Raw genomic sequence first — 25,211 nt, 5'->3', positions numbered from 1 at the left:
GTATACAAGTTGGTATGGATATTGCTGCGTAATGCGAGCGACGCCCCGCTCGCCCTCATAAAAACAGGACCCCACCATGCACGCTACGACTTCTGACTTACCGCTTTGGGCTAGCCGATCGATCAACCTGGCTGACCCACGCCTGGGCGCGCGCGGACTGGCCGCCAGCGATGAATTCTTCGCACCGCTCAGCCGCATGCTCGACCCCGCGCCCGCGACGTTTATTCCTGGCAAATACGACGAAAACGGCAAGTGGATGGATGGCTGGGAAACCCGGCGCAAGCGGGTGATGGGCCACGACTGGAGCATCATCAAACTGGGCCGCCGTGGCGTGATTGCGGGTTTTGACGTGGACACCAGCCACTTTACCGGCAACTACGCACCCGCTGTTTCGATAGAAGCCACCGCCAGCGCCAGCGATGACATCAACGTCCTGCAAGCCGCGCATTGGAGCGAGGTATTGCCCTCCACCAGCCTTAGCGGCAATAGCCATCATTGGCTAAGCGCGGTGGACGCCGGTGAGTACACCCATCTGCGCATCCATATTTACCCGGACGGCGGCATCGCGCGGCTGCGCGTCTATGGTCAGCCGGTGGGCGCATTCCATGATGCCGACACGCTGTACGACCTGGCCGCGCTGGAAAATGGCGGGCGCGCCGTGGCGTGGAATGACGCGCATTTTGGCCAGGCCTCCAATCTGTTGCTGCCCGGGCGCGGCATCAATATGGGTGACGGCTGGGAAACCCGCCGTCGCCGCGAGCCGGGTAATGACTGGTGCCTGATCGAGTTGGGCATGCCCGGCATTATCGAGCGCATCGAAGTCGATACCGCGCATTTCAAAGGCAATTATCCCGATCGCTGCATGCTGCAAGCCGCGCTGATGCAGGGTGGCACCGATCAATCGCTGATTACGCAAAGCATGTTCTGGCCGGTGCTATTGCCCGAGCAGCCGCTGCAGATGGACGCCATCCATAGCTTCAACACGCAACTGGCCGCGCTGGGGCCGGTGAGCCATGTGCGGCTGAATATCATCCCGGATGGCGGTGTATCGCGGCTGCGTTTGTGGGGCAAGGTGGCGCGATGAGCGACGGCGCATATTGCATTACAGTCCAGCCGCTGACGGCCGCGGCGTTTGCGCCATTTGGTGATGTGATCGAGGCCAGCGACGCCGCGGGTCATTTCAGCATCAATGGCGGCAACACCGAGCGCTATCACGATCTGGCAAACATTGAAGTCGATGCGGGTGCGCGGCCCATCATCAGCATCTTCCGCGGGCAGCCACGCGCGTTGCCTTTGACGTTAACGATGCTGGAGCGGCATCCGCATGGCAGTCAGGCGTTTATGCCGCTGCAGGGGCGGTGCTATCTGGTGGCGGTGGCGCCTGCAGGCGAGCACGTGGCCTTGAGCGACATCCGCGTGTTTCTGGCGCGTGGCGATCAGGGCGTGAATTACGCGGCGGGCACCTGGCACCACCCGTTGTTGGCACTCGACGCGGTCAGTGATTTTCTGGTGGTCGATCGCGCGGGCGAAGGGCCGAATTGCGATGAGCTGGATTTGCCACTGCCGGTGCTGATCACGCTATAGGGCGGGTCTTGGCCACCACTCAACAGCCATAAATCCAGACCGCATGGTTCGGATCTCTGGCTTTGGGTGGTGGGTCATGACCCACCCTATCAGTGCGTGGGTTTAAACCGCCTGGCGTGCCGGGCGGATGCTGACGGCGCTGGTTTTCATGATCATCAGATAAGACACGCCACCCAGGGCGCAACCAATAAACCAGTTAAAGTCAGCCAGCGCTTTGATACCGGCAAAGGTAATCAACAAACCCGCTGCCACCGAAGGCACCAGTGCATACAGCGCGCGTTTGTTCACGCCGTTTTCATACCAATACGCGCCACCGGCTTTGTCCTTGTACAGATCATCGATTTCAATCTGCTGATTGCGCACCAGATAGAAATCCGCCAACAAAATCCCGAACAGCGGACCAATAAACGCGGCCAGCGTATCGAGCGTGTAGTGGATGACGTCGGGCGAATTAAACAGATTCCACGGCGTGATAAACACCGAGCCGATGGCTGCGATAAAACCACCTGCGCGGAAAGACACACGGGCCGGGCTGACGTTGGAGAAATCGAAAGCCGGCGACACAAAGTTGGCCACGATATTGATACCGATGGTGGCGGTGACAAAGGTAAACGCACCCAGCAAAGCCACGGTGGTGTTATCGATCCTGGCAACCACCTGAATCGGATCGGTAATCATGGTACCGAACACGGGAATGGTGCCCGAGGTGATCACCACGGTCACAATCGAAAAGAACAGAAAGTTGACCGGCAAACCCCAGAAATTGCCGCGTTTAACTTCAGAAAACGATTTGCCATAACGCGAGAAATCGCCAAAGTTAAGCATCGGGCCAGAGAAATAAGACACCACCAAAGCAATGGCGGTAATCATCGGGCCAATTGCATCCATGCCGTGATATTTAACATCGCCCAGCGTGAAATTGATTTTGCCTGGGCCTGCCTTCATCACGATCCACAGTGCCAGCATCACCATCACGATATAAACGGCGGGGCCTGCCCAATCGATAAATTTCTTGATGGTCTCCATGCCGTTCCAGAACACCACGGCCTGCAGCACCCACATGATCATGAAACCCATCCAGCCCATATAACTGAGGCCGAGGAATTGCGTGTGGATGAGGGATTCCAGCCCAGGAAAGAAACGCAGCAACACGATGGTTAAGGCGCTGGAGGCCAGAAAAGTTTGAATGCCGTACCAGGACACCGCAATCAGTCCGCGAATAATCGCGGGCACATTGGCGCCCCAGACACCGAAGGCCATCCGGCAGATCACCGGATAGGGCACGCCGGCCATCTGGCTGGGCTTGGCCACCCAGTTGGCAAACAGGTTAACCAGACAGATACCCACCAGCAACGACACCAACACTTGCCAGCTGGACAAGCCCAGCGCAAACAAACTACCCGCAAACACATAGCCGCCCACGCTATGCACATCGGACATCCAGAAGGCAAAGATGTTGTACCAGTTCCAGTTCTGCTTTTTAAGCGGACCCAGATCCTCGTTGTACAGCCGGTCGCTATAACCGGCAGGGGTTTGCTCAGACATTGAATGACTCCCGACCTGTTGGATTCACTGTATCTCGCGCCGTGTGGCCGGCCGCGAAACGCGTTTTGTATACAATCAGATGCTTGTGCCCCGCCTGGTCATTCGCTTGCGTGGATGGGCCAGCGACCTGAGTGCAGCAAAAAGCGTTCCAGCGTTTGTCACTGACAAGCGTTTGAGCTTTCACTATGATTGCAGCGCGCTGTGGCGCTGCTGTTGCATGCGCTGAAATTCGCGAAACTTTGTATACAATTTTTAATAACATCGCATACAAAATTGCCTGTAATTGGTGCAAGCCGCACCGGCAATGGGCGCAAAGAAGGCAAACATGTCGAGCCGAACCCGCGACGAAGTCATCTACGAAAACCTGCACGCGGCGATTTTTGAAGTGCAGTTACCGCCGGGCACGCGACTGCCCGAAGACGAACTGGCGGAGACCTTTGGCGTGTCGCGCACCGGCATCCGCAAAGTGTTGCAGCGGCTGGCGCATGAGCGGCTGGTGGATATCATCCCCAACCGTGGCGCGTCGGTGGCGCAGCCTTCGGTCAAGGAAGCGCGCGAAGTGTTTGCCGCGCGCCGCATGATTGAATGCGCCGCCCTGCCCCAGGTGATAGGCCATGCGCGGCCCGCGCAGATCAAGGCCTTGGGCGCCATCATGCTCAAGGAAGACGACGCGCAACTGGCGGGCAACCGCGCTGCCGCCATCCGCTATTCGGGCGAGTTTCATCTGGCGCTGATCCGCATCGCCGACAACGACACGCTGGCGCATTTTCTTGGCGAGCTGGTGGCGCGCTCCTCGTTGATCATCGCCACCTACGGCGCGCCGATCGCCGTGTCTTGCCGCCATTCCGAACACGAGCAAATCCTCGACCTGATCAGCAACCGCGCCACCGCCGACGCCGTTGCCTGGATGGACCAGCATTTGTTGTCAGTGGAGCGCAGTTGCAGCTTTGCGCAAGAAGAAGCCGAGCCTGATCTGAAAGCCATCCTTGGTACGATCGCGCAACGTGGCACAGGACTTGCATAGCTAAAGGCTCTGACCCTGCCAGGAGTGCCCATGCGTATCCGTGTGATCAACCCCAATACCACGGCCGCGATGACCGACAAGATCGGCACCGCAGCCTTGCATGTGGCACGGCCCGGCACCGAAATCATTGCGGTCAATCCGCTCAGCGGGCCAGTGTCGATCGAATCGCATTTTGATGAAGCAGTCGCCGCCATCGGCGTGTGTGAAGAAATCCGCGCGGGCGAGCAGGCGGGCACCGATGCCTATGTGATCGCCTGCTTTGGCGACCCCGGCCTGTACGCCGCACGCGAACTGACGCGCGCCCCGGTTATCGGTATCGCCGAAGCGGCCTTCCATATGGCCAGCCTGATCGCCACGCGCTTTTCCATCGTCACCACGCTGGGCCGCACCGGCATCATCGCCGAGCGACTACTGGACGAATACGGCATGGCCGTGCGTTGTCGCAAAGTACGTGCCGCCGAAATCCCGGTGCTGGAACTGGAACATAATCCGCGCGCCGCGTTTGAGCGCATCGTGGCGGAATCCTTGCGCGCCAAGGCTGAGGACAATATCGGCGCCATCGTGCTGGGCTGCGGCGGCATGGCCAATCTCACCGACGCGATTTCGGCCGCAGTGGGTCTGCCGGTGGTGGAAGGCGTGACTGCCGCCGTCGCACTGGCTGAAGCGATGGTGTCGCTGAAGCTACAGACCAGCAAATTCGGCGACCTCGATACGCCCCCTGCCAAAGCCTTCGTCGGCCAGTTTTCTCATTTCTCACGCTAAGGACGCCGCAGCGATGAACCCCAGCGCCTACCCGCGTGATCTGATCGGCTATGGCCGCAACCCGCCACATGCGCAATGGCCCAACCGTGCGCGCATCGCCGTGCAGTTTGTGCTCAATTACGAAGAAGGCGGCGAGAACTGCGTTTTGCATGGCGACCCGGCCTCCGAGCAATTCCTCAGCGAGATGTTTAACCCGGCCGCGTTTACCAATCGGCATCTGTCGATGGAATCGATCTATGAATACGGCTCGCGCGCCGGGGCGTGGCGCATCCTGAAAGAATTTGAGAAACGCGGCCTGCCCCTGACGGTGTTTGGCGTGTCGATGGCGCTGGAGCGCAATCTCGAATTCACTCAGGCCGTGGTCGAACTGGAGCACGAAATCGCCTGCCACGGTTGGCGCTGGATTCATTACCAGGATATGCCGGTGGCCGAAGAACGCGAGCACATGCGTGTCGGCATGGACATCATCCAGCGTCTAACCGGCCAACGCGCGCTGGGCTGGTACACCGGACGCGATAGCCCCAACACGCGGCGCCTGGTGGCCGACTACGGCGGGTTTTTATACGACTCTGATTACTACGGCGACGACCTGCCGTTCTGGACCCAGGTGACGCGCTCGGATGGCGAAGCGGTACCCCATCTGATCGTGCCGTACACGCTGGACACCAACGATATGCGCTTTGCCTCGCCGCAAGGCTTTGGCACCGGCGAAGAATTTTTTACCTATCTGCGCGATGCCTTCGATGTGCTGTATGCCGAAGGCGCGGACAGCCCCAAGATGCTGAGCATCGGCATGCACTGCCGCTTGCTGGGCCGCCCCGGCCGCATGCGCGCGCTGCAACGCTTTCTGGACCATATCGAATTGCATGATCGCGTCTGGGTGTGTCGGCGCGTGGATATTGCCCGGCACTGGCGGGAGGTGCATCCGTTTGTGCCTTCGGATCGCTAATTAAAAAAAGGACGCCGCAGCGTCCTTTTTTGTTCCGACCATCCAGCTTGCGCCTTACCAGACGCCAATAAATTCCAGGATGCCTTCCGCCGCCTGGCGGCCTTCGTAGACTGCGCGCACCACCAGATCCGCACCGCGCACCTGGTCGCCGCCCGCAAAAATCTTCGGGTTGGCGGTCTGGTGTTTGTACGGTTGGCGCGCCGGGGCCACGGTGCGGCCGCTGGCGTCGGTGGTGATGCCGTGCGCGCCAAACCAGTCGGCCGCCTCCGCCTGAAAGCCAAACGCCACAATCACGTGATCGCATTCGATGACTTCTTCCGAACCGGCGATGTTTTCGGCGCGCTGGCGGCCTTTCTCATCGGGCTCGCCCAGGCGCGTGGTGACCAGCGTGAGCGCCAGGCTGCCGTCCACGTTTTTGCTGATACCGATCGGTTGGCGGTTCCACATGAATTCGACGCCTTCTTCGCGCGCGTTGGATACTTCGCGGCGCGAGCCCGGCATGTTGGCCTCGTCGCGGCGATAAGCGCAAATCACCTGGTCCGCGCCCTGGCGTACCGAGGTGCGGTTGCAATCCATCGCGGTATCGCCGCCACCCAGCACCACCACACGCTTGCCTTTCATTGAAACCGGCGCTTCATCCACCGGCAGCGTGTCCATGGATTGGCGCACGTTGTTAATCAAGAACGGCAGCGCTTCGAGTACGCCCGGCAAATCTTCGCCAGCAAAACCGCCGCGCATGTATTTATAAGCGCCCATGCCCATGAATACGGCGTCGTATTCGCTCAGCAATTGCTCGATGCTGATATCGCGGCCAATTTCGGTGTTAAGGCGGAATTGCACGCCCATGCCTTCCATGATTTCACGGCGGCGAGCGACGATTTCTTTTTCCAGCTTGAATTCGGGAATGCCAAAGGTCAGCAAGCCGCCAATTTCTTCATAGCGATCAAACACCACCGGTTTAACGCCATTGCGCACCAGGATATCGGCCGCGCCCAAACCGGCCGGGCCAGCGCCGATAATGGCGACCTTTTTATCGGTCCAGATCACGCCGGACATATCCGGGCGCCAGCCCTGGTCATAGGCCGTATCGGTAATGTATTTCTCCACCGAACCAATCGACACCGCGCCAAAGCCGCCGGTATTGAGCGTACAGGCGCCTTCGCACAACCGGTCTTGCGGACAAACGCGGCCGCAGATTTCCGGCAATGAATTGGTTTTGTGGCTTAGCTCGGCCGCCTCAAACAACTTGCCTTCTTTCACCAGCTGCAGCCAGTTGGGAATGTAGTTGTGAACCGGGCATTCCCATTCGCAATACGGATTGCCGCAAGACAGACAACGGCTGGATTGATCCGCCGCATCGGCCGCGCTGAGCGATTGGTAAATTTCTTTGAAAACGTGCACGCGTTCGCGCGCCGGCACTTTGTCGCCGGGGTTGCGCGCCACATTCATAAACTGGAATACATCTGCAGCCATAATTACCTCGATGTGATCGGGCCTGCACGGCCCCATCCTCGTCAATTCGGTCGGGTTAAACCCGCGCTTTGATCAGTCTTTGAGCAGGTCGTCGAGCTTGGCCGCTTTCGGCTTTACCAGCCACACGTTGTCGACGGCTTCGTCAAAGTCTTCCAGCATGGCCTGGGCGCGCGCCGAACCGGTTTGCGCCAGATGCGCTTTCAGTCTGGCTTTAAGGAAAGCACGCACCGCGCCATAGGCTTCGCCGTTAATCAAATTGATATCGACCAGCTCGTTGTTGTAGCGATAGGCAAATTTCTCGACCGGGTCATACACCAGCGCAAATCCACCGGTCATACCCGCGCCAAAGTTATAGCCGGTTTCGCCCAATACGATGACAGTGCCGCCAGTCATATATTCGCAACCGTGATCGCCTACGCCTTCCACCACGGCCAAAGCGCCCGAATTGCGCACGGCAAAACGCTCACCGGCACGGCCCGCGGCATACAGTTCGCCCCCGGTCGCGCCGTACAAACACGTATTGCCGACAATCACCGCATCGTGCGCGGCAAATTCGCTGACCTTGGGCGGATAAATCACCACGCGGCCGCCGGCCATGCCTTTGCCGACGTAATCATTAGCATCGCCTTCCAGTTCCAGCGTTAAACCGGCTGCATTCCACACGCCAAAAGACTGACCGGCCGAACCATACAGTTTGATATGCAGCGTATCGTCCGGCAGCCCGGCGGCACCATGCGCTTTGGCGATTTCGCCAGACAGCCGCGCGCCGATTGAGCGATTGACGTTGCCGACTGGATATTCAAAACGCTGTTTAGCCTTGCTGTGGATACCGGCAATGGCATCGGTCACCATGCGTTCGGCCAGTTCGCCTTTATCAAATGAGGGATTGCGGTCTTGCGTGCAAAAACGCGGCTCGCTCTCGGGGATGGAACCCTGGCTGAGCAACACATCCAGCCGCAATTTCTTCTGGCGCTCGGTGGCGCCTTCGGCCAGCGCCAGCAAATCGCTGCGCCCGATCAATTCGGCCATCGAACGCACACCCAGCTTCGCCATCCATTCGCGGGTTTCGCGCGCGATAAAGGTGAAGTAATTGACCACCATATCCGGCAGGCCAATAAAGTATTTGCTGCGCAGTTTGATTTCTTGCGTCGCGACGCCGGTGGCGCAGTTGTTCAGATGGCAAATACGCAGATATTTGCAGCCCAGCGCCACCATCGGCCCGGTGCCAAAGCCGAAGCTTTCCGCGCCCATAATCGCGGCCTTCACCACATCCAGGCCGGTCTTTAAACCGCCATCGGTTTGCACGCGCACGCGGCCACGCAAACCATTGGCACGCAATACTTGTTGCGCTTCGGTCAGGCCTAATTCAAACGGCGTGCCGGCGTATTTAACGCTGGTGAGCGGCGATGCACCGGTGCCGCCGTCATAGCCCGAAATGGTAATCAAGTCGGCATAGGCTTTAGCCACGCCTGCGGCAATGGTGCCCACGCCCGGTTCGGCCACCAGTTTGACCGAGACATACGCAGCCGGATTAACCTGCTTCAAATCAAAAATCAGTTGGGCCAGATCTTCAATCGAATAAATATCGTGATGCGGCGGCGGCGAAATCAAACTGATGCCGGGCTTGGAACAGCGCAAGCGCGCAATCAGCGGACTGACTTTATCGCCCGGCAACTGACCGCCCTCGCCCGGCTTGGCGCCTTGCGCCACCTTGATCTGCAGCACTTCGGCATTCACCAGATAATGCGGCGTAACGCCAAAGCGGCCCGATGCCACTTGCTTGATCTTGGACATTTTCAGCGTGCCATAGCGCGCCGGGTCTTCCCCGCCTTCGCCCGAATTGGAACGCCCGCCCAGGCGGTTCATGCCTTCGGCCAATGCTTCGTGCGCTTCGGGGCTTAATGCGCCCAATGACATTCCGGCCGAATCAAAGCGCGCCAGAATGGCCGCTTCGGATTCGACTTCATCCAAAGGAATGGCGCGGCAATCGTCCAGCTTCAGCGCCATCAAATCGCGCAGCATCGCCACCGGGCGTTTGTTCACCAGATCGGCATAGCGCAAATAGTCTTTGTAATCGCCGTTCTGCACGGCCTTTTGCAATTGCATTACCACGTCGGGGTTATACGCGTGGTACTCCTCGCCAAACACATACTTGAGCAGACCGCCCTGCTGGATCGGCCGCATCGGATTAAAGGCGAGTTTATTCAGGCGCAAGGCGTCGGCTTCAAAATCGCTAAATGTGGCGCCGCCTATGCGCGACACGGTGCCCACCATGCATTGCTTGATCACTTCTTCGCCGATGCCCACGGCTTCAAACAACTGCGCGCCGCGATAAGACGCCACCGTCGAAATCCCCATCTTGGACAGGATTTTCAGCAGGCCTTTATTGATGGCTTTGCGGAAGTTATTGGCGGCTTTTTCCAGCGGATATTCGATTGCGCCGGTATCGACCAGTTCTTTGATCGTCTGATAAGCCAGATAGGGGAATACCGCTGTCGCGCCATAACCGATCAGGCAGGCAAAGTGATGCGGATCGCGTGCGGTGGCGGTTTCCACCACCAGGTTGATCTTGCAACGCAAACCGGCATTCACCAGCGCGTGGTGTACCGCGCCGGTGGCAAATAAAGCGTGAATCGGCAAGCGGCCCGCCGCGATATGTTTATCGCTAAGCACCACAATCACAGTGCGGTCGTTGCGCACGCTGGCCAGCACCTGGTCCTGCAAATGCTGTACCGCTTGCTGCAGATTGTGTTGCTTGGGGTCGTAGGTGATATCAAAGATAAACGGCTTGTAATCGTCGCCCGGCAAAGAGGTCAAGGCGTCGAATTTATCGCTGGATAACACCGGCGAGCGCACTTCCAGGCGCTTGGCGTTATCTTCGGTCACCGAGAACACATTGCGTTCCGGGCCAAAGCAGGTATTCAGCGACATCACAATCGCTTCGCGGATCGGATCAATCGGCGGATTGGTGACCTGGGCAAATTGTTGGCGCAAATAATCAAACGGCGAGCGCACTTTTTCCGACAACACCGCCATCGGCGTATCGTCGCCCATTGAGCCAACTGCTTCCTGGCCATCGGCAGCCAACACCCGCAGGATTTGATCGCGCTCTTCAAACGTCAGCTGGAATTGCTTCTGGAAGATCAGCAATTCGGATTTGCCCATTTCCGGCAGGGGGCTGCTGTCTTCGGCCAGTTCCAGCTGGATGGCGTTTTTCTTGATCCATTTACGATAGGGATGCGTGTTCTTGAGCCGACCATCGATGGTCTCGGTATCAAGGAATTCGCCGGTCTGCATATCGACCGCCACAATCTGACCAGGTTTGACGCGGCCTTTCTTGACCACGTCTCCCGGCTTGTAATTCCACACGCCGATTTCCGACGCCACGGTGAAATGGCGGTCTTTGGTAATCACATAACGCGCCGGGCGCAAGCCATTGCGGTCGAGCATACAGCCCGCGTATTTGCCGGTGGTCCAGACGATACCGGCCGGGCCATCCCAGGCTTCCATATGCATGGAGTTGTATTCATAAAACGCGCGCAAATCGCGATCATTGTTATCCACGTTTTGCCAGGCTGGCGGCACCAGCATGCGGAAGGCGCGGAACACATCCATGCCGCCCAGCATCAGGCCTTCCAGCATATTGTCGAGGCTCATCGAATCGGAGCCATCGGTTTGCACAATCGGGCGCACCGCCTGCATATCCAGATGTTCGGAATGCATGATGGCTTCACGCGCTTTGGCCCATAAGCGGTTACCCATCAGGGTATTGATTTCGCCGTTATGCGCCAGAAAACGGAACGGCTGCGCCAGTTTCCATTGCGGCCAGGTATTGGTGGAAAAACGCTGGTGATACACCGCCAATGCCGATTCAAAGCGCGGATCTTGTAGATCGCGATAAAACACCGGCAGGTTTTCGGGCGTTACCAGACCTTTGTAGGACAGCGTTTGCGAATTTAGCGTGGGGATATAAAACGCGGGATCGCTATTGCGGTTTTCTTTTTCCGCCATGCGCCGCGCCTGATACAACTTGCGCTCGAAATCGTCTTGCGCCATGCCGGCCGGCGCGTTGACAAAGATCTGCTTGATGGCCGGCAAGGTGCGCAAAGCGTATTCGCCACAGGCCTCGATATCGATCGGCACCACGCGTATGCCCGCGACGCTCAGACCCTGATCTTGCAATGTCTGTTGCAAGGTCTTGAGCGAGCCCGCGCCAACGCTTTCATCCTGCCCGACAAATACCAGGCCCGCCGCATACAGCGCATCAAGCGTAAAGCCCAACTCGCCCGCCACGGTGCGCAGAAAGCTGTCCGGCTTGCCAAACAGCAAACCACAGCCATCGCCCGACTTGCCATCCGCCGCCACCGCACCACGGTGTGTCAGGCTGGCCAGCGAAGAAATAGCGGTTTTGACCAGCCAGTGGCTGGGTTTGTTATCCATTTGCGCAATCAGCCCGAAACCGCAGCTATCTTGCTCAAACTCAGGACGATAGAGCGTTCCGCCCAACCAGCTTTGTCTATCCATGGCACGACCTTTAAAGAAACGGCGCAAACAGCGAAAAGGTATTTATCTTAATCAAATATCAGGGTTATCCACAATGCATAGACTGCGATGCAGCAAAGGCGTTGCGTATTGAGATATCCATGATAAAAAAACCCCCGCTACAAGCGAGGGTTTCAGGCACTCCGCTTACTGTTTCTGAGGCATCAGGGCATCAGATAAATCGACAGGGCCGGCTTGCTGGTCAGTACGACCAGGCTGCTGCTGCCGGCAGAGGTCACCAGTTGTCGCGGTAAAATCCGCACGCCCGGCGTGGTCGATGGCGTGGAGACAGCAAAGCTGCCCAGCAAACTGCCTGCCACATTGCTCACCCACACATCGGGCAGATCCGGGTTGCCCGTCACCGACCCCGCGCTGTCCGTCGTAGCGACCTGAGCGCTGCACACCACGTGGCCATCAGCGGCCACCTGCACGTTTGCGCCCGGGCCATAAGTGCCCTGCGGCGAACTTGTAGCGAGCAGTGCGTTGTCCAGCGTCAGGCAGGCAAATGAATCGCCAGTGACATATACGTGTGCGCCGTCCGGGCTCACGGCCAGATCCTGGATGCTGGCACCCAGCGGAATGGCGCTGCTGAGCCGTGGCGTAACCGTCACCGTATTACCCGTCGTGTCGATCAGCCATGCGCGGATCGTGGCCGGGCTGGTGCTGGTGTCCTCGGCGTAGAGATTCTGGCCCCCGTTGCCCGCTGCAAGCAGAGTGCCGCGGAGCAGGGTCTGACTGGCATAACCAGCGGTATACGTGCTGCCATCGCCAAGCACGACAACATCAGTTGATTCGGGATGCACCACGATCATCGGCGTCGCCGCGTTGACTGCATTGAGCAGCGTTTGTGAAGTGCCAACCGTCCAGGTATCCAGGTTAACACTACGCAAATTGCGATTGCCCGGATCAAGCGCGTACAGCGTTGAACCATCCGGACTCACGGCCATTTCGCCCCAGCTACCCACCGGATTGGTCAGGGTGTGCAGCTGAGCGCCAGTGCGGACATCGTAAGCAGTAATGACGCTGCCGTTGTTGTTGACGTACACATAGGGGCGCAGCGGATCAGCCACGATGTGCTGATAGGGCTGGCTGATCGTAATGACCGGGGCCCGGGCCATGCCGTACTTGATATACGAAACGCGCAAGGTCGCTGGCGTTACGCCAGCATCGCTGGAACTGACCTGCACCGTGGCGGTGTAAACCGTATCCGCATTCACCACCGAGGTATTTACGGTCAGGCCCAGGCTGTTGGCGGCGCCGCTATTACCGCTGGCGGTCACCGAAAGCCATCCAGTCGACGAACGCGCCGTCCACGGGTGGCTGACGGCATCATTGCTGCTGACCTGGATCGTTTTATTCAGATACACAGGGCCGGCTGCGGCCGAATTGCTAAAGACCACGGCCTGTTGCGACAAGCGCAGCGCGGGCACGAATACCGCGCTGGCCTGGCCGGTCCCATTGTTGCTGGTCGTGCTCGTCGTCGTGCCGCTGATCTTGAGCACCACCGGAATCTGCAGCACTTCACCATCCAGAGCAGTCAGCACCACACTGCCGGTATATGTGCCCGCAGTAAGGCCGTCGGGATTAAAGGTCACGCCGAAGGAGCCGGAACCGGTGGCGGCAGCGTGCACCAACAGCCAGCTATCGGGCGTGCTGGCGCTCCAGCCCAGGCCGGTGTTGACGTCGATGGCAAGATCGGCCGGACGGGCACCCCCAAGCGTAAAGCTCACCGTGGTACTGGAACGCGGCGTGGCGTTAAAGCCTGAGGTGCCGAATACCGTGGCGCTGGGCGTCGGGGTTGGGGTAGGCGTCGGCGTTAAAGTGGGTGTCGGCGTGGTCGGCGTGCTACCTGCATTGGCACCGGCAGCCGTAACTGTAATGTCGTAGGGAATGCTTAACGGCGCATCAATTTCGCTATGACAAGCCAGGTCGACGCATAAGTGAAGCTGGAAATTACCGGTGTAATGACCAGTAGCCAGCCCGGTGCGGGTGTGTATGGTTGCCGTGTAATGCAGCGCATCTTTCTGCATCAACGGGATCGACGTATCCAGCACCTGTTGGCTATCGACCAGTTCGGCAAAAATGGTGGAAGTGACGTTCTTGAACGCGTCCTGGTCGGTGACCGTTGCGTCAACCAGCGCGGTGCCCACCGCACCCGCCTGCAAGGTCATGCTCACGCTGGCGGGCGACACACTGATGGCTGATTTTGCTGGCGCGGCATCGCTGCTGCTGCCCCCCCCGCCGCCGCCGCATGCGGCCAACGCCATCATCAGGGCGAGCCCCGACAGCCTTTGTAACAACACGTTCATCGTCGTCATCCCACTCAAATTTATTGGATTTATTTGTTCAGCCCGCGCCCCGGTAAGCCCCCGGCAAAATCGCGCGTAGGGATTTGAGCAAATAAGCGGAACTTTTCCAACTTTTTTGTAAGCAGAGTGGTTCAAAACGTACAATTTTGTATCAGTTACACGCTGACCACTTTGAAAGCTGACGATTAACATCCCGGCAAAGGCCCGCCGGCGCATGCAACACCCTCGCTCCATGAGCGAAAAGCCTGTGCGAGCGGTGGGTGCTGGCTATCCAACATCGTCAGCATGGCGCCTTGGGTAGAAAATCAAAGCAATACGTCGCTGGCCGCAAATGCGATGCTTACCGCGTACTCCAGCCAGTTCAACCGCATCCGCGCAAAAAAAAAGACCCCAGCCTAAGCTGGAGTCCCTTTGCAATATCAGACGCGGTCGCGTTTTAACGGGGCAGCAGCGAGCTACCCATCAAAAACGCATCCACTTCACGCGCCGCCTGACGCCCTTCGCGGATTGCCCAGACCACCAGCGACTGCCCACGGCGCACATCCCCCGCCGCAAACACTTTGCCGACATTAGTGGCATAGCAACCCTCGCCGTCCGTGCTGGCTTTGGCATTGCCACGGCCATCCCGCTCCACGCCAAAGCCTTCCAGCACGCTAGCGATCGGATTGGTAAAGCCCATCGCCAGGAATACCAGATCCGCCTTGATCTCGAATTCCGAGCCCGCAACTTCCACCGGCTTGCCGCCTTGCCATTCCAGACGCACGCATTTGATCGCGGTCAGCTTGCCGTTTTCGCCGATGAACTCTTTGGTCATCACCGAGAAATCGCGCTCGACGCCTTCTTCGTGGCTGCTGGAAGTACGCAGCTTGAGCGGCCAGTACGGCCACACCAGCGGCTTGTCTTCTTGCTCGGGCGGCATCGGCATCACTTCCAGCTGCGTGACCGCAACCGCGCCATGCCGATTGGAGGTGCCGACGCAATCCGAACCGGTATCGCCACCGCCAATCACCACTACGTGCTTGCCACCGGCATTGATCGGGTTGGGCTGGTCGCCAGCCACTTCCTTGTTCTGCGGAATCAGGAATTCCAGCGCGTAATGCACGCCCTGCAATTCGCGCCCCGGCACCGGCAGATCGCGCGGCACTTCAGAACCACCGGTCAGCAATACGGCGTCGAATTCAGCCTTGAGCTGGTCCGGGCTGATGACGGTGATGGCGTCGTTGGTGATGCCAGCTGGCAACTTGCCATCGGCCGCCACCAGCGTGCGGGTGCGGAACACCACGCCTTCGGCTTCCATCTGCGTCATCCGACGGTCGATGGTGGATTTTTCCAGCTTGAAGTCGGGGATGCCATAACGCAGCAGGCCGCCCACGCGATCATTCTTCTCGAACACCGTGACCGAATGGCCAGCGCGCGCCAGTTGTTGCGCCGCCGCCATGCCCGCCGGGCCGGAGCCAATAATGGCAACAGTACGACCGGTTTTAACGCGAGCGATTTGCGGCGCGATCCAGTTGTGTTCCCAACCCTTGTCGACGATGTAACGCTCGATCGACTTGATGCCGACCGGGTCGGCATTGATGCCGAGGGTACAGGCCGCTTCACACGGGGCCGGGCAGATGCGGCCGGTAAATTCGGGGAAGTTGTTGGTGGAATGCAGCACTTGCAACGCTTCTTGCCAGTTGCCGCGATACACCAGGTCGTTCCAGTCCGGGATGATGTTGTTAACCGGGCAGCCGTTATTGCAGAACGGAATGCCGCAATCCATACACCGCGCGCCCTGCGTGCTGGCCGCTTGATCGGTCAGACGCAGCACGAATTCGCGGTAGTTGGTGACGCGCTCGGCCACCGGTGCGTAGCTTTCGCTAACGCGGTCGAATTCCATAAAACCAGTGGGCTTACCCATTTATGCAATCTCCTTCTGCTGCGCAACCGGCGCAGCCGCCAGGTCTTTCAGCGCACGGCGATATTCGTTCGGGAACACTTTGACAAAGCGGCTACGCGCGTTGGTCCAGTCCGCCAGCAGTTCAGCGGCGCGCGGGCTGCCGGTAAGTGCGTGGTGCTGTTCGATCAGCGCTTTCAGTTGCGCGTCATCGGTCTGGCCGCGGTGCAGCGCATCGGCGTCGACTTGCTCATTGGCCGGCAGCACGCTTTCGAGGGCCACCTGCGCCATATTGCAACGATCAGCAAAATCGCCATCGATGTCGTAGACGTAAGCGATACCGCCCGACATCCCTGCCGCAAAGTTGCGGCCGGTGCGACCCAATACCACCACCGTGCCACCCGTCATGTATTCGCAGCCGTGGTCGCCCACGCCTTCCACCACCGCGGTCGCGCCGGAGTTGCGTACGCAGAAGCGTTCGCCGCCCACGCCCGCCAGGAAGGCTTCACCCTCAGTCGCGCCGTACAGCACGGTGTTGCCACTGATGATGTTGTCGGCGGTAAAGCCGCTGAAGTCAGCCGAAGGACGGATCACGATACGGCCGCCGGACAAGCCTTTGCCGACGTAATCGTTGCCTTCGCCAGTCAGGCTGAGCGTGACACCGCGCGCCAGGAAGGCGCCGAAGCTCTGGCCAGCGGTACCGGTCAGCGCCACATGGATGGTGTCATCGGGCAGGCCCTTGTTGCCATAACGGCTGGCCACCGCGCCCGAGAGCATGGCGCCGACGGTACGGTTGATGTTCTTAACCGGCAGTTCAATGCGGACTTTTTCGCCGTGTTCGATGGCAGCCTGGGCGCGTTCAACCAGTTGGTTGTCCAGCGCTTTTTCCAGCGAGTGATCTTGCACGTCGGTATGCAGACGCGGCACTTCCGCCGGCACGGCCGGTTGATAGAACACATTGCTGAAGTCGAGACCAGCAGCTTTCCAGTGTTCCACGCCTGCGCGCTTGTCGAGCAGATCGGCGCGGCCGATCAGTTCGTCAAACTTGCGTACGCCCAGTTGAGCCATCAGTTCGCGCACTTCTTCCGCAATAAAGAAGAAGAAGTTAACCACGTGCTCGGGCTGGCCGCTAAAGCGCTGACGCAGCACCGGGTCTTGCGTGGCCACGCCCACCGGGCAGGTGTTCAGATGGCATTTGCGCATCATGATGCAGCCTTCCACCACCAGCGGTGCGGTGGCAAAGCCGAATTCATCCGCACCCAGCAACGCGCCAATGACGACATCGCGGCCGGTCTTCATCTGGCCATCCACCTGAACGCGCACACGGCTACGCAGGCGGTTCAGCACCAGCGTTTGCTGGGTTTCGGCCAGGCCGAGTTCCCATGACGTGCCCGCATGCTTGATCGACGACAGCGGCGAAGCGCCGGTACCGCCGTCATGACCGGCCACGACGATATGGTCGGCCTTGGCTTTGGCGACACCGGCCGCTACCGTGCCGATGCCGATTTCGGAAACCAGCTTGACCGAGATCGATGCCTTGCGGTTGACGTTCTTCAGATCGTGGATCAGTTGTGCCAGATCTTCGATCGAATAGATGTCATGGTGCGGCGGTGGCGAGATCAGGCCCACGCCCGGTACCGAGTGACGCAGGTAGCCGATATATTCGCTGACCTTGTGACCCGGCAGCTGGCCGCCTTCGCCCGGCTTGGCGCCCTGGGCCATCTTGATCTGGATCTGATCGGCGTTGACCAGGTATTCGGCGGTCACACCAAAGCGGCCTGAGGCCACCTGTTTGATCGCCGAACGCAGGCTATCGCCTTCCTGGAAGGTGTAGTCGCGCTCGATCCGGCCTTTGCCGATCACTTCGGACAGCTTTTCGCCTTGCTTCAGCGGAATAAAGCGGCGTGCATCTTCGCCGCCTTCACCGGTGTTCGACTTGCCGCCGATCCGGTTCATGGCGATGGCCAGCGTGGTGTGCGCTTCGGTCGAAATCGAACCGAGCGACATCGCGCCCGTGGCAAAGCGCTTGACGATTTCCTTGGCCGATTCCACTTCTTCCAGCGGCACCGGTTCGCCCACCGGCTTGATCTCGAACAGGCCGCGCAGCGTAAGCTGGCGCTTGGTCTGGTCGTTGATCAGACGCGCGTATTCCTTGTACGTGTCGTACTTGTTGGCGCGCGTGGCGTGTTGCAGCTTGGCGATCGAATCGGGCGTCCACATGTGTTCTTCGCCGCGGATACGGAAGGCGTATTCGCCACCCGCTTCCAGCGCGTTAACCAACACCGGATCAGCCGAGAACGCCGAGGTGTGCAGCTTGAAGGTCTCAGCCGCCACTTCAAACAGGCCCAGGCCTTCGACCTTGGTGGGCGTACCGGAGAAGTACTTGTCGACCAGGCTCTTTTGCAGGCCCACGGCTTCAAAAATCTGCGCGCCGGTGTACGACATATAGGTGGAGATGCCCATCTTGGACATCACCTTCATCAAGCCTTTACCCACGGCCTTGATAAAGTTTTTCTGGTACTTGGTGGCCAGCTCGGCATCGCCCTTGGCCATATCGGCCAGCGTGGCCATCGCCAGGTACGGGTATACCGCTTCCGCGCCAAAGCCGCCCAGCAAGGCAAAGTGATGCGTCTCGCGCGCCGAACCGGTTTCCACCACCAGGCCGGTGCTGGTGCGCAGGCCTTGTTGCACCAGGCTTAAATGCACGTGCGACGTGGCCAGCAGCGCCGGGATCGCAACGTGGTTACGGTCCATCTTGCGGTCGCTGATGATCAGGATGTTGGCGCCACCCTTGACCGCGTCTTCGGCTTCGGCCGCCAGCGAGGCCAGGCGCGCTTCGATGCCGTCCGAACCCCAGGCAGCGGGGTAACAGATGTCCAGTTCGTGCGAACGGAATTTGTTGCCGGTGTATTTCTCGATATGACGGATCTTCTCGATATCGTGTTCGGCCAGCACCGGCTGCGACACTTCCAGACGGATCGGCGGGTTGATATCGCTCGGGTCCAGCAGGTTGGGCTTGGGGCCGATAAACGACACCAGCGACATCACCAGGTCTTCGCGGATCGGGTCGATCGGCGGGTTGGTGACCTGCGCAAACAGCTGCTTGAAGTACGAATACAGCGGCTTGGCCTTGCTCGACAGCACCGGCAGCGCGGCATCGTTACCCATCGAACCCGTGCCTTCTTCGCCCAGGCGCGCCATCGGCTCAAGGATGAACTTGACGTCTTCTTGCGTGTAACCAAAGGCTTGCTGGCAATCGAGGATAGTGGAACAGGGCGCTTGCGGGATCTCGGTCGCGGTCTGGACTTCGTCCAGCTTGATACGGATCTTGCCCACCCATTCCTTGTACGGACGGGCGTTGGCCAGCGTGTTCTTGATTTCCTGGTCGTCGATGATGCGGCCTTGTTCCAGATCGATCAGGAACATCTTGCCTGGCTGCAGACGCCATTTCTTGTTGATGCGGCTTTCCGCGATCGGCAACACGCCCGATTCGGACGCCATCACCACCAGATCATCGTTGGTGACCAGATAGCGCGCGGGGCGCAGGCCGTTACGGTCCAGTGTGGCGCCAATCTGGCGGCCATCGGTAAACGCGACGGCGGCCGGGCCATCCCACGGTTCCATCATGGCGGCGTGGTATTCGTAGAAGGCGCGACGATTTTCGTCCATCAGCGTGTGCTTTTCCCACGCTTCCGGAATCATCATCATCACGGCCTGGGCCAGCGTATAGCCGCCCATCACCAGCAGTTCGAGCGCGTTATCAAACGATGCGGAATCAGACTGGCCCGGATAAATCAGCGGCCAGACTTTTTCGAGGCTCTTGCCCAGGATGGGCGAGCTGATGGCTTTTTCACGCGCGCTAATCCAGTTGACGTTGCCGCGCACGGTGTTGATTTCACCGTTGTGGGCAATCATGCGGAACGGATGCGCCAGATCCCACGTCGGGAAGGTGTTGGTGGAGAAGCGTTGGTGCACCAGCGCCAACGCGGACACACAGCGGGCATCGGCCAGATCGGCGTAGTAAACACCGACCTGATCAGCCAGCAGCAGGCCCTTGTAGTTAACCGTGCGCGCCGAGAACGACGGCACATAGAATTCGTGGCCGTGCTTGAGCTTGAGGCGGCGAATGGCGTGGCTGGACGATTTGCGGATGATGTACAGCTTGCGTTCCAGCGCGTCGGTCACCAGCACATCGGCGCCGCGGCCAACAAAAATCTGGCGAATGACCGGCTCTTTGGCGCGCACGGTAGGCGACATCGGCATATCGCGGTTGGACGGCACATCACGCCAGCCCAACACCACCTGGCCTTCGGCACGCACGGCGCGCTCGATTTCTTCCTGACACGCTGCCCGTGAGGCGGCTTCTTGCGGCAGGAAAATCATGCCGACGCCATACTCGCCCGCAGGCGGCAGCGCCACGCCTTGCGCGGCCATTTCTTCACGGTAGAGTGCGTCTGGAATCTGGATCAGAATGCCGGCGCCGTCACCTTGCAGCGGGTCGGCACCGACCGCACCACGGTGATCCAGGTTCTTGAGTATCAACAACCCTTGTTCGACGATCGAATGGCTCTTCTGGCCCTTCATGTGGGCGACAAAGCCGACGCCACAGGCGTCGTGCTCGTGTGCGGGATCGTACATCCCCTGTGGCTGGGGCATCACGTGATCCATCACGGTCTTCCTTCTGGCTAAGCGCCTCTCGGCGCGCAGGTCAAAAAAGGCCAACGTTGCGTTGACCTGGTCGGTTCACATCTACATGGTGCAAGCGCCGCTAACAGAATGGTTCTGCGCTGCGGCCAGATTTTTTTCTGTCCGGCGCCTGGCCAGAACAGTTTTGTTAGCGACTCACTGCGGGGGTCGAGCAGCCGATGCGGATCGTACGTATCAGGCGTCAACATGGCCGGCGGGGTAGCCGGCGCTAAGGTGCGTTACGTAGGGGTATTACGCAATGCAGAAAATGGCAACCATATTGCCAGATTTTTCGCCCCAAACAGAGGCGAAATTTCAAAAAGACGTCATAAACCGGTGCAAAAATTGCCGGACCATCCGGAAAAGCCCGAATAGCAAGCTTTTGCGCCGCGCTGCCGTTTAGCTTGTAATTGCGCGGATGCAACTACAAAACGCCAGAACGCGTTTTAAACAGGCTGGGCGCGGCTTGCAGCGCGCTGGCCGGGGCGCATGCTCAGGCGGGTGCCTTGCCCAGCCAGTCTTTGCCGATCAGAAAATCAGTGTGCAATCGCGCCTCGGGCGATCCGGCTGGCGCGTGCCAGTCATAGCGCCATTTAACAATCGGCGGCATCGACATCAGGATCGATTCGGTGCGTCCACCCGATTGCAGCCCGAACAGCGTGCCGCGATCCCAGACCAGATTGAACTCGACATAGCGACCACGCCGATACGCTTGCCAATCGCGCTCACGCTCGCCGTATTGATATTCGCGACGGCGCTCAAGGATAGGTACATAGGCCTGCAGAAACGCATCACCCACCGCCTTGATAAAGGCAAAGCCACCGTCAAAGCCCAACTCGCTCAGATCATCAAAGAACAGACCACCGATGCCGCGTGGCTCATTGCGGTGTTTAAGAAAGAAATAGCGATCACACCAGGCTTTGAATTCGGGGTAGTACTTGTCGCCGAACGGCTGAACCGCGTCATGACAGGTCTGGTGGAAGTGCACGGCATCTTCTTCAAAGCCGTAGTACGGCGTCAGATCCATGCCGCCACCAAACCAGAACACGTCGTCATGGCCTTCGGCGTAGGCGCGGAACAGCCGCACATTCATATGCACCGTGGGTACATAGGGATTGCGTGGATGGATGACGAGGGACACGCCCATGGCTTCCCATGCGCGACCGGCCAACTCAGGTCGATGCGCTGTTGCGCTGGGTGGCAGGGTTTTGCCCAGCACGTGCGAAAAATTGACTCCGCCGCGCTCGATCACCCCGCCCTCTTCCACCAGGCGCGAAATACCGCCGCCGCCTTCTTCGCGCTGCCACTGGTCCAGCCGGAAGCTGTGGCCATCCAGATTCTCGAGCGTGGCAACAATGTTCTGCTGCAACGACAGCAAATAATCTTTGACCTGAGTGGCGGAGGACATAAGCGGAGCCTTGTGGGGGACTGAACAAAGAGGCGTGATAGTACGCCCACGGGCGGAATGTGCAAAAGTCACAGCGCCATAAAAAAACGGCCGCCGGGGCCGTTTTTCTGTTTGCAGTATCTGGCTGCGTGCCGCTTATTCCTGGGTCGGAATGGCGTGGCCGATACGCGCGATCTTGTTCTCGGCGTCGGCATACACCAGCGCCGGATGGTGCGTGGCCAGTTCGGTTTCGTTGTATTGGGCAAACGTGGCAATGATCAGCAAATCGCCCACTTGCGCCTGGCGTGCCGCCGAGCCATTCAACGAGATCACGCCCGAACCGCGCGCGCCTTTGATGGCGTACGTGGAAAAACGCGCACCGTTGTTGATGTTCCAGATATGCACTTCTTCAAATTCGCGGATATTAGCCGCTTCGAGCAAGTCTTCATCGATGGCGCACGAGCCTTCGTAATGCAGCTCGGCATGAGTAGCCGTGACGCGATGAATCTTGGATTTGAGCATGGTACGGTTCATGAACAGTCTTCCAGCAAGGTTCCGATTCTGATGCGGCGGCCGTGGGGGATGACAGCGGCGCGGGGCATCGGCAAAAGATCTAGCGCAGGATCAGCCGCGATAGACCAGAAACTCATCCAGCAAAAACTCTTCCGAACTGAAGCTGGAGTTAAGCGAAATACGATCAAAGCGCAGCTGGCGGCCATCGACCTCCACCCACGCCGGGATGACCTTGCCGCGATAGCTACCGACCGATTCTTCGGCCCGGACCACGCTCTTGGGCTGCGGTTGCGGCGCGGGGGCAGGCGCTGCGGCCACCGGGGTGGCATCATCCATGCGCGCTTCGTCCGAAGGCTCGCGCTCATTGGCTTGCAGCGGCATATTGCGCAGAAACCAGCTGAATAAAAGCGCCGGAAACACCACGCGCGATACACGCTTCTGGTTATCCACGCGGCAAGCAACGCCAAAGGTTTCGCCGCACTTGGGGCAATGCGCTTTGGCGGCGATGGCCAGGCTGTCGTCCAGCATGCGCGCCACACCGACCATATCGCGCGCGTTGAGCATGGTGCCGCAACGCACGCAGGGCTTGGAAAACTGCCGGATCTGCTCGCCATTGGCAAAGCGGATCGGCAGGTAGCGGTTTAACGGACGTTTAGCTTGCATGATGGCTATCCTGCGTTCAGATCGTGGCGAGACGGCAATCGAGGCCCAGTTCCAGCCAGTCGGTCTTCAGGCGTTGCAGCGCCACAGACGTCCCTGCTGGCAATTCGGGCAAGCCAGGCACACGCAACATCAACGGCATGCCGTCAACGCGCACCAGATTTTCCTTGATCACCATGGCCGAAAACTCGTTTTTGTTTTCTTGTTCCAGATAACGCAAACACCAGTAGCGTTCCATCTTGTCCTGGAAATCGGCGTACGCGGCATAAGCCTCGTCAAACGCACCAATCGCGGCAAACAATTCGGCGTCGTTGCGCTGGAATCGTGGCGTGCTGCCATTGATCATCGCAATCAACTGCTGCTGGTTGATAAAGTCTACGGCACGGCGCAACGGCGACGACGACCAGGCATAGAACTCAACGCCCAGACCCACGTGCGGGCCAGGTTGCGTGGTCATGCGGACGCGGCCGTTGTTCTGTACGCGATAGATGGCGGCGACTTCGGCTTCTTTCAAATCCTTGCCCCATTGGCTGTTGACCAGGATCATCATCTCGGCCACCAGTTTGTCCATGGGCGAACCGCGTTTACGCGGCAGGATGCGCACGCGTTTTTCGCCGTTTTCCAGCACATCTACATAAAAGCTGTAATCCACCCGCGGCGGGCCTGGCGGCGGATCGGAACGACCGCGACGGCCTTCCATTTCACCGGCCATGCGCCACAAGAAAGTCAGTTCGGTCTTCCACGGAAAATCGGGGCCATCTTGCTGACCGGCGGTTTCTTCGTTGAAGTGTGCTTCGATCTGGTCATGGCGCAGGTTGGCCACCACCGGCACGCGCTCGACTTTCGAGCGATGCGACAGGATGTCGTAGCCGGGAGAAACCTCCAGGTACATCGACAAGGCCGGGCGCGCCGAGCCTTCTTTCAGCGTGAACACATCCACCGCGGCGTCGGGCAGCATGGTGATCTTGTCGCCGGGAAAATACACGGTCGACAGGCGATCAAACACTTCTTTATCCAGTGGCGTGCCGGGCAGGATGCCGAGCGCGGGCGCGGCAATATGGATGCCGACTTGCCAGTTGCCATTGGGCAGTTTTTTAAGGCTGAGCGCATCGTCGATTTCGGTGGTGGTGACGTCATCGATCGAGAACGCCTGCACATCGGCAATCGGCAGATCATCCGGCATGACAATCTCGCCCGCCATTTGCGCTTCGCGGCCTTTGGGGAAGGTTTCCATCAGGAAACCCTGCAGAAAATAGTCGGCCACGTCGGGAATAGCGCCAACGTTTTGCAGCAAACGCAGCGGCGCGATGTGCTGGGCATCAGCGGCGGCGGCGATCGCTTTGTATTCAAGAGAATTTTTGTCCGGGCGATGTAGCAACTTGTTCAGTTGCGGCACAAACACCTCGGGGATGTTGCCGGCGACCAGTTCGGCCTGCCATTCGGCCATTTGCGCGGCTTCGCGCTGTTTGCGCTCCAGCCCGGCCAACGCCGCCTTGACGTTCTCGGCAGGCGCGGCTTTGTAGCGGCCACGACCCTTTTTGTAGAAATACATCGGGAAGGCGACGATGCGCAGCACCACGGCAATTTGCGATTGCGCGTTCGGGTTGGCGCCAAAGTACTCGGCGGCGAGTTCTTCAAAGCCGAACTCGTGCTCGCCGCAGCTTTCCCACAGCAAGTCGATATCGATGTCGGCGGCCAGTTTTTCGGCTTCCACCATGATGGTATCGAGGCCCGGACGTTCAAAGCGCAGCAGCACGTTGGCGGCTTTCACCTTGCTGCGCTTACCGCGCACGTCTTCCACCATCAGGCTCGCCGTTTGCGATTCCTTGACCGTAGCGACCTTGAAGCCACCCTCTTCTTCATAAAAAACGTGCATGCACCACCCTTCCAGCAAAGCA

General features: G+C 59.2%; 15 protein-coding genes. 5 read left to right on the top strand and 10 right to left on the bottom strand.

Translation table 11 applies throughout. The features are described 5' to 3' along the window. Positions 1-76 precede the first annotated feature (76 nt). The gene (gene alc / locus ACYQ1A_RS04995; protein WP_062222541.1) at positions 77-1,084 is read left to right on the top strand and encodes an allantoicase; all 1,008 of its coding nucleotides are present in this window, start codon (positions 77-79) and stop codon (positions 1,082-1,084) included. Next, positions 1,081-1,584: an ureidoglycolate lyase gene (locus tag ACYQ1A_RS04990; protein WP_062222533.1), complete on the top strand. Its 504-nt coding sequence runs from the start codon at positions 1,081-1,083 to the stop codon at positions 1,582-1,584. Before alc ends, ACYQ1A_RS04990 begins: the two co-directional genes overlap by 4 nt. A 102-nt stretch (positions 1,585-1,686) precedes the next feature. On the opposite strand, the gene ACYQ1A_RS04985 is transcribed toward ACYQ1A_RS04990, so the two are convergent. Further along, on the bottom strand, positions 1,687-3,129 hold the full coding sequence (locus tag ACYQ1A_RS04985) for an NCS1 family nucleobase:cation symporter-1 (RefSeq protein WP_499360714.1): 1,443 nt from the start codon (positions 3,127-3,129) through the stop codon (positions 1,687-1,689). A 325-nt stretch (positions 3,130-3,454) separates the two neighbouring features. Between ACYQ1A_RS04985 and ACYQ1A_RS04980 the strand changes: the two genes are divergently transcribed. From ACYQ1A_RS04980 to puuE, 3 genes are read left to right on the top strand one after another with little or no spacing between them, the layout of a single operon-like run. After that, positions 3,455-4,153, top strand: coding sequence for a GntR family transcriptional regulator (locus ACYQ1A_RS04980; RefSeq protein ID WP_499360713.1), 699 nt, complete (start codon positions 3,455-3,457; stop codon positions 4,151-4,153). A gap of 30 nt (positions 4,154-4,183) precedes the next feature. Continuing rightward, positions 4,184-4,915 (top strand): aspartate/glutamate racemase family protein, encoded by a 732-nt coding sequence (locus tag ACYQ1A_RS04975; RefSeq protein WP_053938691.1) that lies wholly within the window; start codon positions 4,184-4,186, stop codon positions 4,913-4,915. A gap of 13 nt (positions 4,916-4,928) precedes the next feature. Then, the gene (gene puuE / locus ACYQ1A_RS04970; protein WP_499360711.1) at positions 4,929-5,864 is read left to right on the top strand and encodes an allantoinase PuuE; all 936 of its coding nucleotides are present in this window, start codon (positions 4,929-4,931) and stop codon (positions 5,862-5,864) included. A 54-nt stretch (positions 5,865-5,918) separates the two neighbouring features. On the opposite strand, the gene ACYQ1A_RS04965 is transcribed toward puuE, so the two are convergent. From ACYQ1A_RS04965 to ACYQ1A_RS04925, 9 genes are all read right to left on the bottom strand, one after another. Beyond that, complete coding sequence (locus tag ACYQ1A_RS04965) at positions 5,919-7,337, bottom strand: FAD-dependent oxidoreductase (RefSeq protein ID WP_499360710.1); 1,419 nt, start codon at positions 7,335-7,337, stop codon at positions 5,919-5,921. Positions 7,338-7,409: 72 nt separating this feature from the next. Next, a complete protein-coding gene (gene gltB / locus ACYQ1A_RS04960; protein ID WP_499360708.1) occupies positions 7,410-11,861 on the bottom strand; it encodes a glutamate synthase large subunit in 4,452 nt (1,483 codons plus the stop codon). Between the two features lie 182 nt (positions 11,862-12,043). After that, the gene (locus tag ACYQ1A_RS04955) at positions 12,044-14,188 is read right to left on the bottom strand and encodes a hypothetical protein (protein ID WP_499360707.1); all 2,145 of its coding nucleotides are present in this window, start codon (positions 14,186-14,188) and stop codon (positions 12,044-12,046) included. A gap of 436 nt (positions 14,189-14,624) precedes the next feature. Then, positions 14,625-16,091: a glutamate synthase subunit beta gene (locus tag ACYQ1A_RS04950; protein ID WP_499360706.1), complete on the bottom strand. Its 1,467-nt coding sequence runs from the start codon at positions 16,089-16,091 to the stop codon at positions 14,625-14,627. Beyond that, positions 16,092-20,723, bottom strand: a complete 4,632-nt coding sequence (gene gltB, locus ACYQ1A_RS04945; protein WP_236692060.1) for a glutamate synthase large subunit — start codon at positions 20,721-20,723, stop codon at positions 16,092-16,094. 523 nt (positions 20,724-21,246) lie between these two features. Then, a complete protein-coding gene (hemF, locus tag ACYQ1A_RS04940) occupies positions 21,247-22,161 on the bottom strand; it encodes an oxygen-dependent coproporphyrinogen oxidase (protein ID WP_499360704.1) in 915 nt (304 codons plus the stop codon). A 135-nt stretch (positions 22,162-22,296) separates the two neighbouring features. Then, positions 22,297-22,674, bottom strand: coding sequence for an aspartate 1-decarboxylase (gene panD / locus ACYQ1A_RS04935; protein WP_499360703.1), 378 nt, complete (start codon positions 22,672-22,674; stop codon positions 22,297-22,299). Positions 22,675-22,764: 90 nt separating this feature from the next. Beyond that, positions 22,765-23,316 carry a hypothetical protein gene (locus ACYQ1A_RS04930; protein WP_499360702.1) on the bottom strand — a complete coding sequence of 184 codons (552 nt, stop codon included), beginning with the start codon at positions 23,314-23,316 and terminating at the stop codon, positions 22,765-22,767. 16 nt (positions 23,317-23,332) lie between these two features. Then, positions 23,333-25,189: a ribonuclease catalytic domain-containing protein gene (locus ACYQ1A_RS04925; RefSeq protein WP_499360701.1), complete on the bottom strand. Its 1,857-nt coding sequence runs from the start codon at positions 25,187-25,189 to the stop codon at positions 23,333-23,335. Positions 25,190-25,211: the final 22 nt, after the last annotated feature.

This window comes from Silvimonas sp. JCM 19000 (assembly GCF_054652575.1).
The sequence above is the reverse complement of the archived record's forward strand: the minus strand, read 5'-3'. Positions and strand labels throughout refer to the sequence as shown.

What these genes read in the sequence shown, in the direction of transcription:
- alc (WP_062222541.1), top strand. Translation starts at nt 77, where the DNA reads ATGCACGCTACGACTTCTGACTTACCGCTTTGGGCTAGCCGATCGATC.
- ACYQ1A_RS04990 (WP_062222533.1), top strand. Translation starts at nt 1,081, where the DNA reads ATGAGCGACGGCGCATATTGCATTACAGTCCAGCCGCTGACGGCCGCG.
- ACYQ1A_RS04985 (WP_499360714.1), bottom strand. Translation starts at nt 3,129, where the DNA reads ATGTCTGAGCAAACCCCTGCCGGTTATAGCGACCGGCTGTACAACGAG.
- ACYQ1A_RS04980 (WP_499360713.1), top strand. Translation starts at nt 3,455, where the DNA reads ATGTCGAGCCGAACCCGCGACGAAGTCATCTACGAAAACCTGCACGCG.
- ACYQ1A_RS04975 (WP_053938691.1), top strand. Translation starts at nt 4,184, where the DNA reads ATGCGTATCCGTGTGATCAACCCCAATACCACGGCCGCGATGACCGAC.
- puuE (WP_499360711.1), top strand. Translation starts at nt 4,929, where the DNA reads ATGAACCCCAGCGCCTACCCGCGTGATCTGATCGGCTATGGCCGCAAC.
- ACYQ1A_RS04965 (WP_499360710.1), bottom strand. Translation starts at nt 7,337, where the DNA reads ATGGCTGCAGATGTATTCCAGTTTATGAATGTGGCGCGCAACCCCGGC.
- gltB (WP_499360708.1), bottom strand. Translation starts at nt 11,861, where the DNA reads ATGGATAGACAAAGCTGGTTGGGCGGAACGCTCTATCGTCCTGAGTTT.
- ACYQ1A_RS04955 (WP_499360707.1), bottom strand. Translation starts at nt 14,188, where the DNA reads ATGAACGTGTTGTTACAAAGGCTGTCGGGGCTCGCCCTGATGATGGCG.
- ACYQ1A_RS04950 (WP_499360706.1), bottom strand. Translation starts at nt 16,091, where the DNA reads ATGGGTAAGCCCACTGGTTTTATGGAATTCGACCGCGTTAGCGAAAGC.
- gltB (WP_236692060.1), bottom strand. Translation starts at nt 20,723, where the DNA reads ATGCCCCAGCCACAGGGGATGTACGATCCCGCACACGAGCACGACGCC.
- hemF (WP_499360704.1), bottom strand. Translation starts at nt 22,161, where the DNA reads ATGTCCTCCGCCACTCAGGTCAAAGATTATTTGCTGTCGTTGCAGCAG.
- panD (WP_499360703.1), bottom strand. Translation starts at nt 22,674, where the DNA reads ATGAACCGTACCATGCTCAAATCCAAGATTCATCGCGTCACGGCTACT.
- ACYQ1A_RS04930 (WP_499360702.1), bottom strand. Translation starts at nt 23,316, where the DNA reads ATGCAAGCTAAACGTCCGTTAAACCGCTACCTGCCGATCCGCTTTGCC.
- ACYQ1A_RS04925 (WP_499360701.1), bottom strand. Translation starts at nt 25,189, where the DNA reads ATGCACGTTTTTTATGAAGAAGAGGGTGGCTTCAAGGTCGCTACGGTC.